Below are 13,979 nucleotides of genomic sequence, written 5' to 3'. Positions count from 1 at the left end.
ATTAGAACTCAACATTTATTCCTGCTACATACATCTTCGTAAGCGGATTACTCAAATCGCCTCCTCTTTCAGGGTCATAATCCTTCACTTTACTGAAAGTAAAAAGGTTCTTACCGGTAACGTATAAACGAAGACTGCTCAGGTGCATCGACTTCAGCGCTTCAGCGGAAAACGTATAGCCGAGGGAGAGATTGCGGATCTTCACGAAAGAGCCGTCTTTATATCCCAGTGTTTTGATGAAAGGTGTACCGTCTTTCGAAAGACTGGCATTGGGCCGCGGGTAATCGTTGGATGGATTTTCAGGTGTCCAGTAGTTAACCGGTGCACTGTTCTCCAATCCCTGCGGATCATACTTCGCTGCATATTCAGAATTGATCCATTGGCCAATGCGGGCAAATACGTAAATATTGAGATCAAAGTTTTTATACCGCAGATCGTTATTGAAACCACCGCTCCATTTGGGCACCTGTGCGCCCAGTATCACACGGTCGGATGTATTGATAGTGCCTTTACCGTCCTGGTCTTTCACTTTGATATCACCTGGTTTGTAACCATACTTTGCAGCTTCGGCTGCTTCTGATGTTTGCCAGATACCTGTTTTCTCGTAGTCATAATACACTTTAACAGGAGAACCAATAAACCATCCGTTAGCTACGTCATTGGTACTGCCATCTGCCAGCGCAACAATTTCTTCCTTGTTACGGGAGTACACGATGTTGGAAGTCCACCGGAAATCGCCTGTTGATATATTTGTTGTATTAATACCTATTTCAATACCCCTGTTACGGGTTTTGCCAATGTTCTGCACTACGCTGCTTACGCCGGAAGAAGTTGGCAATGTACGTTGCAGCAGCAGGTCTTTCGTTTGTGTATCATAGTAGTCGATGCTACCGGAAATCCTGTTGGCAACAATACCGAAATCGAGCCCTATATTTTTTGTGGCAGACAATTCCCATTTAAGCCCCTTGTTACCGGCCTGGTCGCCGATAGCATAGGCAGTAGCAGCATTGGTATCATCCCAGGAGAAAGGTATTTTGGTGAGATAGCTCATGGTAGAATAAGGATCCACCGCATCGTTACCAGCTATGCCATAGCTCACTCTCAGCTTCAGGTCGCTGAAAAAGGTCTGCGACTTCATGAACGTTTCGTCGCTGATACGCCAGGCCGCGGCTACTGAAGGGAAAAAGGCCCATTTGTTGCCCGGCGATAATTTGGAGGATCCGTCGGACCTGCCGGTGAGCGATAGCAGGTATTTTCCTTTGTAGGCATAATTCAGCCTGCCTGTAAAGGAGATCAGTTTGCTCGACTGGTACATACTTCTTACCGCAATGCCGCTTACATTGTTTTGTAAAGCATAGTACAGCTGTGAAGGTAACAGTTGCCCTTCTCCCTGCATCATTGAGGAATCACGCTGGTCCGATAATACGCTGGCTACGCCAGTAATACCAAAGGAATGATCACCGATTGTTTTTGTATAGGTAGCCACGTTTTCCCAGCTAAGGAAGCGGCGGGTACTGCCGTTCGATTGAGACCGGGAAGTAGAGGAAGTAGAACGGTCAATAGAGTTTTTCGATGCAAATACACCCTGTTTGGCATTTTCCAGTGTTACCCCAAAGTTCGAACGGAACAGGAAACCGCTGAAAGGAGTCAGTTCCAGGTAAGCATTGAGAAAAGTGCGGGTAGTACGGGTGTTATTCTGGTAAGCGTTCGGTTGCTCATCTGCCAGGGGATTGATGGCCGAGCCACTGTTAGGGAACAGCACAAAGTTTCCGGCGGAATCATAAGGGATAGCCAGGGGAATATACTTGTTCGCCTGGTTAAGCGGATCGCGGCGGGCACTCTGATCGTAGTAAGTGATCTGGCTTTGCGCACCTATCTTGATCGCATCGTTAATAGTCTGGTCAATATTCAAACGGGTAGAATAACGTTTGAGATCATCCAGCTTCAGCAATCCTTTTTCATTGAAATAGTCGAAGGAGAAATAAACCTTTGTTTTTTCTGATCCTCCGGAGATGCCTGCCTGGTAATCTTGTTGTAAGCCGTTATGCAATAACAGATCAGCATAGTCGGCCCAGAGATTGTCCTTAATTTCATTCAGCTCAAATGCGTTGAATATTTTGGGATCATCGGCTTCGCTGGCCCATCTGCCTGTAGTACGGTTGGCTTCTCTTTTCAATGCCGTATATTCCTGCCCGTTACTCATGCGCGGGTAACCGTTTACTTCTGAGGAACCAACATAGGAGCTCACGTTAACTTTTGGCTTACCGGAGGAACCGCGTTTGGTGGTTACCATAATTACACCGTTAGCGCCACGGGAGCCATAAATGGCGGTGGAAGACGCATCTTTCAATACTTCCATCGACTGGATATCGTTAGGATTGATATCCTGTATATTTTCATACTGCACACCGTCAACAATATACAGCGGACCATTGCTGGCCCTGATAGATCTGTTACCTCTCACCGTTACATTTACTTTTGCACCCGCTGCGCCGCTACTGCGGGTAATATCCACACCGGGCAGCCTTCCCTGCACTGATTCCATCACGTTGGTAGAGGGTACTTTTTTAAGCTCCTCTCCTTTCACCGACACCACAGCACCCGTGAGATCCCTTTTTTTCACCAGGCCATAACCTACCACTACAATTTCATCCAGTTTCTTATTGTTAGGCTCCATTTTTATTGTCATGTTAACATTATCCGCTGCCAGCGTAACTGCTGTGTACCCTATGTAGCTGAATAACAGGTCTGTTTTTTTTCCTTCCGGCACCTGTAAGGCAAAGTTTCCGTGTGCATCTGTTTGAGTGCCCGTGGTAGTGCCTTTCACCTGGACGCTTACAAGCGGCAAGGGATCGCCGGTGGCGGCATCTGTGACCTTCCCTTTTACAGTACGGGTCTGTGCAATCGCCCAGCTGCCGAACCCCAGCAGCAATAAGCAAATGAGATAAATTCTTTTCATAACGTTTGGCGTGAATTTTAAATGGCAAATAAAGATTCTGCGATAATTAGCGTGGTGATTTAATTGGTTGAAACAGGAGCTCTTTCTTCCATGTTGTGCTGTTACAAGTCTACAGAACAATTTGCTAACGGTGAAGTTTATTTACGCAATCGTTCCCGGAAAAATCGTTACTTTCACCACTAATAAGAATGCCGGAAAACATAGTCCGGAAGACGTTATGAAGTACAGAGCAGCAACCATCAAAGATATCGCACAGGCGCTCCGCCTGTCCACCTCTACTGTGTCGCGCGCATTGCGCGACAGCCATGAAATCAGTGCGGCTACAAAGCAGCTGGTACTGGAACATGCAGCGCGGTTGAACTATCATCCCAATCCCATTGCGCTGAGTTTAAAAGAGAAGAAGAGCAGGTCTATCGGCGTGATCGTATCTGAAATTGCCAACAGTTTTTTTTCGCAAACGATCAATGGTATCGAATCTGTAGCTAACGAGAAAGGCTATACGGTAATTATTTCCCAGAGCCATGAATCATTTGAGAAAGAAGTGAGAACATTACAATACCTGGCTTCACGGTCGATAGATGGGTTGCTCATTTCCGTGTCCAGCGCCACGAAAGATCTTACACATCTCAAAGCACTGCACCAGTATGGGTTTCCGATTGTATTTTTTGACAGGATCATTGAAGACATTGCCACGCATAAGGTGATGGTTGATAATTTCCAGGGCGCCTATAATGCCACTATGCACCTGCTTCAGCAGGGTTACCGGCGCATTGCATGCATTACCAATTCCGCTCATCTTTCCATTACACGGGAGCGTGTAGCCGGCTATGTGGCCGCATTGGAAAAACATGGCATCCAGGCGCAGCCGGCGCTGATCAAGTATTGTTTTCATGGCGGCATGCTGCTTCCTGAAGTAACAGATGCGGTGAACCAGCTGCTTAAATTAAAGCAGAAACCAGACGCTATTTTTACCACATCGGATAAACTGACCACTGGTTGTATGCGTGCGCTTAAAAAGGCCAGGGTAGCAATTCCCGATGAAATAGCCCTTACCGGGTTTTCCAATTCAGACCTGATTGAGCTGCTGCATGCGCCCATCACTGTTGTACGGCAACCTGCTTTTGAAATGGGACAGGTAGCCACCGAGCTGTTGCTGCAACTGATAGAAAGCAAACGACCGGTGAAAGAATTTGAAACAAGGGTATTACATTCAGAATTGCTTATACAACCGGCGGCAAAGAAGAAAAAATAACCGGTCCTATTCCACCCGCCACCAATCCACATCGGCCCAGCCGGCATCATTTGTTTTTACATCCCGGCTGCAGCATAATCCCATCTTCGCACCTATCCACCTGCCGGGAACGGCGGTAAAGGGCTCTCCTGTGTCAGTAAAGGTTTTTCCATCTGTACTGTAGCTGAAACGGCAAATGCCGCCTGTAGTTACCTTTACCCGGAAAAATATATCCGTTGCCGTTATATCTGCTATTTCTGCAACGGTTTCAGCATTGCCTTTATCTGCCTGTTTACAGGTGAAGTACGACAAATAAACACCGTTTGCCTTTTTGATCAGCGACAAGCCCGCGTAATCTGTTCCCATCACAAGAAAGCTGATACGGTCGCCGGTTTGCCGCGGTTTGAAGCTAAGCTTTGTGGTAGCCTGGAATACCGGCGCCGGGAATTTCTGCAGGAGCACATTGGGCACTTCCCAGAGGTTACGGGCGCTGTCCGGCACCTGTGCACCGAATAATCGCAGGCTGCCTTTGGTCACGGAAGGAAATGCCCATCCGGCGGCCGGATTGGCCTGCCATTGCCACTGCAGCCCTAATGCCGATGTGTTAAACTCATCAGACTCCTGTGGCGTGGCAACCGGTTGAGGGGCTGCTCCATTGGGTTTACGAAATGTCAGCACCGGCTCGCCTTTTCCATCGTTGTCTTGATCCACTCCTATCACGGGCCAGTCGTTCACCCATTTCATCGGCTGGAGATGTATTACCCTCCCGTAGGCATCCAGGTCCTGGAAATGCAGGAACCAGTCCTCCCCTTTTTGCGTTTGCACCCAGGCGCCCTGGTGTGGCCCATTTACGGGCGACTTTCCCTGGTCCATCACAATTTTGCTTTCGTAGGGCCCGTATACTTGCTTAGAGCGCATAACAAGCTGCCAGCCGGTGGCAACGCCGCCTGCGGGTGCGAAGATGTAATAATAGCCGTTACGTTTGTAAAACTTGGGCCCTTCCAGCGTGGGATGATCATCATGCCCGTCAAATACCATTACGCCTTCATCCATAGCTTTAGTGCCGCTGGCATCCAGCTGCTTTACTACTATGATGCTTTTGATACCTGCACGGCTGCCGGCATAGGCATGCACCATATATACGTTCCCGTTATCATCCCATAAAGGGCAGGGATCAATCAGCCCTTTGCCTGCCACTACCAGCTGCGGAACGCTCCAGGGGCCTGTTATCTGTTTTGCTTTCACCACGTATATCCCAAAGTCCGGATCAGGATAATAGATATAAAATTCATTGTTGTGATAACGTATAGCAGGGGCCCAAACACCATTGCCGTGCCGGGGTGCAGCAAAATGATCATAAGGAGGCTGCCTTAGCAAGGCATGCCCTATGATACGCCAGTTCACAAGATCCCTGGAATGCAGGATGGGCAATCCGGGAACCGCATCGAAACTGGAGGCGGTGAGGTAGTAATCATTTCCTACGCGGATTGCGTCGGGATCGGAATAATCTGCATACAGCACCGGGTTCCTATAGGTACCGTCGCCTTTGTCTGATATCCATACCCTGGAAACATCTCCGTTTGATTGTGCAATTGCGGTGGTGGCGAGCAGGCATAATGCACAGGTAATTATCTTCATAAAAAAATTAATTGTCGCTTATTCTCCAGGCATATACCTTACAGAGACGCTTGTTTCATAACATGACTGATATTGCGATGGTCAAAATAGTAAACGGCTTGCAAACGCAGCGTATTATTTATGCAATCGTTCCCGGCAAAAGGGGTACCTGATGCATTACCGGTTACGGGGCATGAACAATTTACAGACCGGACAACGGAATAATAACTGATATTTGTAACATCAGTTTATTTAGAAAACCATGCAAGAAATTATTATCCGTAAAGCCACCCAGGCCGATTTACCTGTATTACAGGATTTTGAGCAAGGCGTCATCGCCGCTGAACGTCCTTTTGATCCTACTTTAAAAGAAGGCGTTATACATTACTACGATATAGCTGCCATGATCACCGCACCACATATTGAGCTATTGGTAGCCGAAGCAGAAGGCCGCTTAATTGGCTCGGGCTATGCGCGTATTGAAAATGCCAAGCCTTATCTGATATTTACCCGGTACGCCTATCTGGGATTTATGTATGTGGTTCCCGCCTGGCGTGGGAAAGGGGTAAACAGGCTGATCATAAACGGTTTGAAAACATGGGCACAATCACAGGGCATTGCAGAAATGCGCCTGGAGGTGTATGCCACTAATCAGCCCGCTGTAAAAGCCTATGAAAAGGTAGGTTTCCGGCAACTCCTGGTAGAAATGCGTCTGCCCATCTGAGTTTCAGCGGCTCCGCAGAAAAATGGCACAATTTTCGACAGGTGCGGGGTAAAGAATTAGAACCATGAAACAGATACTAGTAGCCTTAGCAGCAGCAGTCGTTTTATTCTCGTGCAAAAGCAATGCTGATAATGCCGCCGCTATTGAAAGTGCAAAGAAAGCCACCATCGATTCCATGAACAATGTAAATGCCATCAAACAACAGGTGGTAGATTCCATGAATGCGTTAAAAAGCAACCGTTCTCACAGCCGTGAAAACGTTGCCGGTACCCAATATAACAATGAAGCCGCCCCCGTGGTAACCAATACAGAAGCTCCCGCTCCCACCCCTGTTAAGAAAAAGGGCTGGAAATCCTGGAGCCATACAGCAAAAGGCGCCGTAGTTGGCGCTGGCGCTGGTGCAGTAACCGGTGCCATCGTTAACAAAGACCGCCTGAAAGGCGCTGCTATAGGCACCCTGATCGGCGCCGGTGTTGGTGCTGGTACAGGCGCCATTGTAGACCATAAAAAGAAACAATCAGCCCAGTAATAACAGGCAATCATAAAGAAACGGCGTATCCTTACGGGTACGCCGTTTTTTTATGATACAGTTTACAGCACTGGGAGATGATAATGGATTGCTGATCGTCGTAAAAGAAGGATGGAACTGGTTTTCCTACAATACTCCCTGCTGCCATTACTTTGGAGAATAACGGTAACGCTGCTACGTTATCGCTGTAACCGGCTGTTGCGGTGCTGATGCCCCCACTCATTCAACTGGTCCCATACGGGGATGAGCCGCGCAGCTATTTCGGTGAGACTGTACTCTACCCTGGGCGGCACTTCAGCATAAACGGTCCGGCTAACAAGCCCCTCCGCCTCCAGCTCCTGCAGGTGAAGCGTGAGCATACGATCGGTAATATTGGGAATATGTTCTTTCAGCTCGCTGAAACGCAACGTTCTGTTCACCAGCTTATACAGGATAAATAATTTCCATCTGCCGGCCAGGATATCAATGGCATGGGCCACTCCGCACACGCCTGAGATCTTCTCGCGGTTTATGTGATTGGTAGACGTTTCCTTACGCTTTGCCATTACTTACAATTTTGTGTGTTGCATACAATAGGCTGCAAAAATACAAATGTAATGTTCGTGAAATAATTTTGTCCGCAGTTATCAAAAAACAATTTATGAAGATACTGATGGTATATGCGCATCCTGAGCCAAAGAGTATGAACGGTGCTATGTTTCATACAGCAATTACCACATTGCAGAAAGCAGGCCATGAGGTGAAAACATCCGATCTCTATGCCATGCCCTTTAACCCCATTTCCGACAGGACTAATTTCACCAGTGTATACGATGATGCTTTTTTCAAACAACAACTGGAAGAAAAACATGCCTCGCGTATACACGGCTTTGCGGCCGATATTGCAGCTGAACAGGAAAAAGTAGCCTGGTGTGATGTGATGATCTGGCAATTTCCCCTCTGGTGGTTCAGTGTTCCGGCCATTCTCAAAGGCTGGGTAGACCGGGTGTTTGCCATGGGCACGTCGTATGGCGACGGGCACATTTATGAAACCGGTATTTATACCGGGAAAAAAGCCATGCTTTCCCTCACTACCGGCGGACCGGAAAATGCGTACCTTCCCGGCGGTTTACATGGGGACCTGGACGTGCTGCTGAAACCTATTCACAGGGGCATATTTCAATTCACAGGTTTCTCCGTGCTGGAGCCACAGGTGATCTACGGCCCGGTGCGGCTAACACCGGAAGAACGCGCCGAAGCCCTGGAGCAATGGGCATTAAGGCTCACCCATATTGCAGAAGAAGCCACTATTGAAGTAACAGCATACTAAGTTGATCTGCTATGAAAATACTTATCATAGGCACCACCGGCGCCATTGGCAGCAGGGTAAAGGAAAGGCTGTTGGCAACACATGAAGTGATCAGCGCAGGCCGCAACAGCGGCGATATACAGGTGGATATTACAGATGCCGCGTCTATCGAAAATATGTACAAAGCCGCTCCCGGCCTGGATGCGGTGATTGTTACCGCCGGCTCTTCCGGCATGGAAAGCTTTCAGACACTTTCTGAAAAAGGTTTACTGCCAGCCATCCGATCCAAGTTATTAGGGCAGGTAAATGTAGTCCTCATCGGACAACACTATCTGAATAACGCTGGCTCCTTCACGCTTACCTCCGGCATACTGGCCGATGAGCCAGCCAGGGACGCGGCCGCGGGCTCGCTGGTAAGCGGGGCCATCAACAGCTTTACGATAGCGGCGGCCACTGAATTAAAAAGAGATCTCCGCATCAATACCGTAAGCCCCGGGCTGGCAGCCGATTCTGCAGGCGCTATTGCACATTTGTTCCCAGGCTTTAACCCGGTGCCCATGCAGAAGCTGGTGAATGCTTACCTGAAAAGTGTGGGAGGAGTAGTTAATGGTCAGATTATACGGGTGCACGAATAAACACAAAATGCAAGCTGCGTAATAGCTGTTTTTCTAATGGTAAATTAATGACTGAAGGATCATAACGGCATCATGTTTGAGGCAAGGCGCGCATGTGGAATCAACTCATAGAATATGCGGATCACCTGCCTGATTTCCTATGGAACCTTATACTGGCAGGCATTGCAGTCGTTACAGGATGGCTGATCAAATATCTGTTATCGATCTTCTTACGGCAATCAGTACGAACACATCAGGACTTTTCACTGATACGCAGTATCCTTTTCCGTTTAGGAAAAGCTTTCAACTATTTCCTGCCCTTACTGTTGCTCAACATGGCCATCCCGTTGATGCGGGTGCCTCCCAAATATGTGCCGGTGCTGAACAAAGTGGCAGAAATAGCGCTTACACTTTCTTTCGCGGCATTAGTGATAGGCGCCATTAAAGTGTTGGAAGATTACGTATACCATACCTATGATCTGAAAAAAGCCAATAACCTGAAAGAGCGGAAAATACGCACCCAGCTGCAGTTTATCAGGAAAGTATCTATTGCGGTGATCCTGGTGCTCACTGCCTGCGTGATCCTGCTCAGCTTCGACAGCATGCGTAAACTGGGTGCAGGGCTTCTTACCGGTGTGGGCATTGGCGGTATCATCATTGGCTTTGCCGCGCAGAAATCACTTGGTAACCTGCTGGCGGGCTTCCAGCTGGCATTTACACAACCCATACGTATAGATGATGTGCTGGTAGTGGAAGGCGAATGGGGACGTGTGGAGGAAATTACGCTTACCTATGTAGTGCTTAGCATATGGGACCAGCGCAGGTTGATTTTGCCGATCAATTATTTTATAGAGAAACCCTTCCAGAACTGGACCCGTAACAGTTCTGAAATACTGGGCACGGCTTTCTTTTACCTTGATTATACCGTGCCGGTAGACCAGGTAAGGGCTGAATTTGAAAGATTACTTGAGACGTCCCCGCTGTGGGACAGGCGCGCAAAGGCGCTGCAGGTAACGAATACCAGCGAGCGCACTATTGAGGTGAGGGCACTGATGAGCTCCTCCAATTCAGGGAATGCGTTTGACCTGCGGTGTTATATCCGCGAAAACCTGGTAGAATTTATAAGGGAAAATTATCCCGGCAGCCTGCCAAAAACCAGGGCCATTATGGAAGACATGGATAGCCGGCCATTATCAGCCTAACCATTTTTCCAGCACGATCATGTGCCTGCATTGAATACCGTTTTCATAAATGGGCTCAGAGTAATGCGTGGTAAAATAATTTTTCCGGATAGCAGAAATTTCAAATCCCTGCCGCTGGTACAGGTACAACTGCGCAATGCTGGAGTTGCCCGTGCCAATGCAAAGCTTTTTGAAGCCGTCTGCCCTGGCGCGCTGCGCGGCATCCTGCAATAACATCTTTCCCAGGCCTTTGCCCTGGTGCGCCGGGTTCACCGCGATGTTCCTGATTTCCATCGCATCATTGTCTTTCAAAAGTACATAAGCAGCAATTACCTGTTTCTTTTGTTCAAGCACATATACATCGCTGAAAGGAAGGTAACTGTTGATCATTGTTACCGATGGATCGGCCAGCAGCAAAAGGTCGTAGGGCATCTTCTCATTTGAGGCTAATTTCCGGATAGTTGTTTCTTCCTGGAGGGTGGTCATCACTGAGTAATTTTGTCGGTATAAATTGGAATAATAGGTACTTACTTACAAACCGGGTCCCCGGGCAACAGCTACAACAGGTTTCAGGGAACAGATTAACAAAATGAATATACAAAAAAAACAGGCATCTGTATAAACAGATGCCTGTAATAAAATGCATTATTGAATAGCGATATACTGCCGTTTTACATTGTTACCATAAATTTCCACCTCTGCATCCTTGCTGGTGGCGGTGGCGCCGCCACTGATGCTGACAGATCTCTCTTCACCGGGTAAAACGGAAATATAATTATCGCTATAAAATACCGGTAAGATCCTTTTCTTGTTCTGTGCGTTCACCAGCGATATACGGTTAAAGAACGCCACAGGGCCACCTGCGGGATTACTGATGGTAACACGGATACTGTCGGCGCCGGCTTTCACAGCGGTTACTTTTACTGCTGCTGCCGGCATTTGTGCCAGCCCGGAATAGTTTCCCCTGGCATCGGGCAACCAGTACAGGTTTTCATCTACCACCTGCCGGGCTGCATTCAGCAAACGCAGGGAAAAGAAGACACCCTGTTGCGCCCGGAGCTTGTCAAGCATGGGTTTCATGTTCATGAATTGCTGCACGGTGGCAGGGCCTACTTCTACAAACACCTGTGTGAGCAGGCTGTCGTGGCCCTGCATATCAAAAGTTTTCAGCTCCAGCATCAGGTCGCGCGCATACCGGAATGTATTGTTCACGGCCATCACCATGCCTCCATCGGGATCGTACATTACATGCAGGGGTGTGGCTCCTTTACGGGTGCCGTACAGGCAGGCGTTGGGATCCAGGTAATAATCATACATCTGTCCGCGCAGGGCCGTCCATGGATTTTGCGTTTTCCAGATGATCACGCCGGTATACCAGTCCCACATATGTGAGCTGAACCCTTCCATGAGGCCGCGGTACTGGTCGTAGTTCACCAGCTGCGCCTTGTTGGCCCAGTCCCGCAGATCGTTTGTTTTTCCATACGGGTCCACGGCTTTGTTATAGGAAATATATTTGTGATAATCCCATACTGCATCGGTTTTACCGGTTTGCTGATCGGGTGGTACCAGGTTTTCGGCGGGCAGGAATCTTTCCAGCGATTCATAGTCGCCGGTACCTACGGAGCCTACTTCAGAGTTAAACGGAAAGGTGCGGGTGCTCCAGAAGGTAGACAGGGGCTGGATACCATAGGGGCCGTCGCCGTTGCCGCCAATAGTATTGTACGACATACTGTCTGAGTTGGAGTAATCGAAGAAATAGCGGGTGCCATCCAGTGTTGGAATAATGGAGTCTTTCATAGCGGCAAACAGATCTGCCGGAGGCGTAATTTCATTACCTCCGCACCAGAAAGCGAGAGATGCATGATTCCGTAACATTTTCACCTGGTCGGCCACGCTTTCTAGGAACAGGGAATGATCATCGGGATATTTCCGGCGGGTCCACTGGTCCTCCTTCTTCATCGGATCCTGCCATCTGCCGTTACAATCACCGGATATCCAGAAGTCCTGGAACACCAGCAGGCCGTATTTATCGCAGGCTTCGTAGAATTCAGGTCTTTCCGTCAGGCTTCCACCCCAGATGCGGATCAGGTTCAGGTTCATATCGCGGTGGAAGCGTACTTCCGCATCATATCTTTCTTTGGTAAAGCGGAACAGGGCATCAGAAGTGATCCAGTTGCCACCTTTAATAAATATTTTCTGTCCGTTCACTGCAACTTCGCGGCTGCCGGTATGCGTGTTCCAATACGTCTGGATTTCACGGACGCCAAATTCCACGTCTTCTTTATCATCTGTTTTTCCGTTGTTTACAAACTGCAGCTGCAGCTGATACAATGATTGAGGGCCATAGCCGGCCGGCCACCACAACTTCGGCTGTTTCAGCAGCAGGTCCGGCAGCTGCACGGTGGTAGTGGCATGCGGGGGCAGGGTTACTTTTCTGGTAATGCGGTTGCCTGCCAGGGTATATTGTAAAGTGCCGGAGATGCTTTTGGCAGTGGCGTTTTCCAGGTCCGCTCCCACCATCAGGGTAACGGGCGCCTGCGGTCCTTCCGTTTTACGGACGCCGGGCACACGGGTAATAATATGCGGATCCCTGATCCGTACGGCGCCTGTTTTTTCTATGGTCACCTTATCCCATATCCCGGTATTGCGGTCGCGCATGGGCTGGATCCAGTCCCACCCTGCCGTATACTGCGGCCCGTTGTTTTTGGCAATAGTGCCATCGCCACCCTGGCCTCCGTTTGGATTGCCGGGGAACTGTGGTGGATATACAATAACGGCGAGGCGGTTTTTCCCGTTCTTTGCCAGGAAGGGGGTAACGTTATAGGACTGGCGGAGATAAGCACCGTAATGAGTGGTTTTATTAACGCGATGACCATTCAGGTAAATATCGCAGCCATCATTTACCCCTCTGAAATGCAGCCATACCTGGGCGTCGCCGGTAGCTGGCTGTTCTGCAAAGTCCTTTACAAACCAATAGGTATAATGATCGCGGCCGATGTGGTAAATATCCGGGATCTTTTCATTGTTCATGCCATACATCGGATCCGGCACCAGTTTATTATCCAGGAGGGTGGTGAGCACCGTTCCCGGCACGGTTGCCGGCGTCCAGCCGGAGAGGGCATACTCCGGGTCTGAGAGTTGCTGACCGGTAACTTTTACGCCGGCAACATTACCGCATTGCCATCCGCTGTTGAGCTCATATTTTTCCTGTGCTGATAATCCCAAAAAAGATAAGGACAGCAGGCAGAAGATTGTTGATTTCCGAAACATAGTGCTTTATTTTACGGCCAGTAGTTGTTCACTGCCGCAAAGATAACACAACCGTACCCGGGATCAAAACATGTATTTCCCGTTGAGAGGCGGAAAATGCCCATTCATACAATAAGCCGGATTACTTTTTTTCGGACAGTTCCTTTACCTTGTCCAGCGCCAGTGGCCAGGTTTTACCAAAATAATCTTTGTAGTCATCATTGAGGTCCATATCTACCACCAACTCCGTTTTGCCGTTAACGTTAGTAAGCGTATAATTTTCATAAGCGCCTGCCCAGGCTTTCACTTTATCGCTGGTAAGATCTTCCACTCCATTGTTTATTTCACCAAGGTGCTGAAACGACATGTATTCATTAGGCACTTTATCTTCAATACGGGCTACCATTCCCTGGTTGTCGTTACCCAGGAATAAAACTTTGCTTCCTTTTTCCCAGTTGGTTTCCACTCTGGATCCCTCGGCAAAAGCGGCTGTCCACTCCTGATAGGAAGGATCTCCCCAAAGCACTTCCCATACTTTTTCACGTGGGGCATCGATTGTAATTTTAAATGTTGATTTTTCCATGATC

12 protein-coding genes are annotated in these 13,979 nt (G+C 48.6%); 6 read left to right on the top strand and 6 right to left on the bottom strand.

Annotated features, from left to right (window positions below; all coding sequences use genetic code 11):
• Position 1: 1 nt before the first annotated feature.
• Positions 2–2,959 carry a SusC/RagA family TonB-linked outer membrane protein gene (locus FN124_RS27680; protein ID WP_142688020.1) on the bottom strand — a complete coding sequence of 986 codons (2,958 nt, stop codon included), beginning with the start codon at positions 2,957–2,959 and terminating at the stop codon, positions 2–4.
• Positions 2,960–3,176: 217 nt separating this feature from the next.
• Between FN124_RS27680 and FN124_RS27675 the strand changes: the two genes are divergently transcribed.
• The gene (locus FN124_RS27675; RefSeq protein WP_142688019.1) at positions 3,177–4,211 is read left to right on the top strand and encodes a LacI family DNA-binding transcriptional regulator; all 1,035 of its coding nucleotides are present in this window, start codon (positions 3,177–3,179) and stop codon (positions 4,209–4,211) included.
• 6 nt (positions 4,212–4,217) lie between these two features.
• Here FN124_RS27675 and FN124_RS27670 read toward each other — a convergent pair whose 3' ends face one another.
• Positions 4,218–5,828 (bottom strand): glycoside hydrolase family 43 protein, encoded by a 1,611-nt coding sequence (locus FN124_RS27670; RefSeq protein WP_142688018.1) that lies wholly within the window; start codon positions 5,826–5,828, stop codon positions 4,218–4,220.
• A 241-nt stretch (positions 5,829–6,069) separates the two neighbouring features.
• On the opposite strand from FN124_RS27670, the gene FN124_RS27665 reads away from it, so the two are divergent.
• Positions 6,070–6,531, top strand: coding sequence for a GNAT family N-acetyltransferase (locus FN124_RS27665; RefSeq protein WP_142688017.1), 462 nt, complete (start codon positions 6,070–6,072; stop codon positions 6,529–6,531).
• 64 nt (positions 6,532–6,595) lie between these two features.
• Entirely contained in the window at positions 6,596–7,060 is a 465-nt protein-coding gene (locus FN124_RS27660) for a YMGG-like glycine zipper-containing protein (RefSeq protein WP_142688016.1), read from the top strand.
• Between the two features lie 179 nt (positions 7,061–7,239).
• Here the strand turns inward: FN124_RS27660 and FN124_RS27655 are convergent, their stop codons facing one another.
• Positions 7,240–7,605: a winged helix-turn-helix transcriptional regulator gene (locus FN124_RS27655; RefSeq protein ID WP_142688015.1), complete on the bottom strand. Its 366-nt coding sequence runs from the start codon at positions 7,603–7,605 to the stop codon at positions 7,240–7,242.
• Between the two features lie 95 nt (positions 7,606–7,700).
• On the opposite strand from FN124_RS27655, the gene FN124_RS27650 reads away from it, so the two are divergent.
• The 3 genes from FN124_RS27650 (at position 7,701) to FN124_RS27640 (ending at position 10,164) form a co-directional block, all read left to right on the top strand.
• Positions 7,701–8,369 (top strand): NAD(P)H-dependent oxidoreductase, encoded by a 669-nt coding sequence (locus FN124_RS27650; RefSeq protein ID WP_142688014.1) that lies wholly within the window; start codon positions 7,701–7,703, stop codon positions 8,367–8,369.
• Between the two features lie 11 nt (positions 8,370–8,380).
• Positions 8,381–8,983, top strand: a complete 603-nt coding sequence (locus tag FN124_RS27645; protein WP_142688013.1) for a short chain dehydrogenase — start codon at positions 8,381–8,383, stop codon at positions 8,981–8,983.
• A gap of 92 nt (positions 8,984–9,075) precedes the next feature.
• The gene (locus tag FN124_RS27640; RefSeq protein ID WP_142688012.1) at positions 9,076–10,164 is read left to right on the top strand and encodes a mechanosensitive ion channel family protein; all 1,089 of its coding nucleotides are present in this window, start codon (positions 9,076–9,078) and stop codon (positions 10,162–10,164) included.
• Here the strand turns inward: FN124_RS27640 and FN124_RS27635 are convergent.
• The 3 genes from FN124_RS27635 to FN124_RS27625 form a co-directional block, all read right to left on the bottom strand.
• The gene (locus FN124_RS27635; RefSeq protein WP_142688011.1) at positions 10,156–10,629 is read right to left on the bottom strand and encodes a GNAT family N-acetyltransferase; all 474 of its coding nucleotides are present in this window, start codon (positions 10,627–10,629) and stop codon (positions 10,156–10,158) included. The two genes, FN124_RS27640 and FN124_RS27635, sit on opposite strands and share 9 nt — an antisense overlap.
• A gap of 159 nt (positions 10,630–10,788) precedes the next feature.
• Positions 10,789–13,413: a glycoside hydrolase family 2 protein gene (locus FN124_RS27630; RefSeq protein WP_142688010.1), complete on the bottom strand. Its 2,625-nt coding sequence runs from the start codon at positions 13,411–13,413 to the stop codon at positions 10,789–10,791.
• Between the two features lie 121 nt (positions 13,414–13,534).
• Entirely contained in the window at positions 13,535–13,975 is a 441-nt protein-coding gene (locus tag FN124_RS27625; RefSeq protein WP_142688009.1) for an SRPBCC domain-containing protein, read from the bottom strand.
• Between the last annotated feature and the right edge of the window lie 4 nt (positions 13,976–13,979).

This window comes from Chitinophaga polysaccharea (assembly GCF_902150045.1).
Classification (GTDB): Bacteria; Bacteroidota; Bacteroidia; order Chitinophagales; family Chitinophagaceae; genus Chitinophaga; species Chitinophaga polysaccharea_A.
The sequence above is the reverse complement of the archived record's forward strand: the minus strand, read 5'-3'. Positions and strand labels throughout refer to the sequence as shown.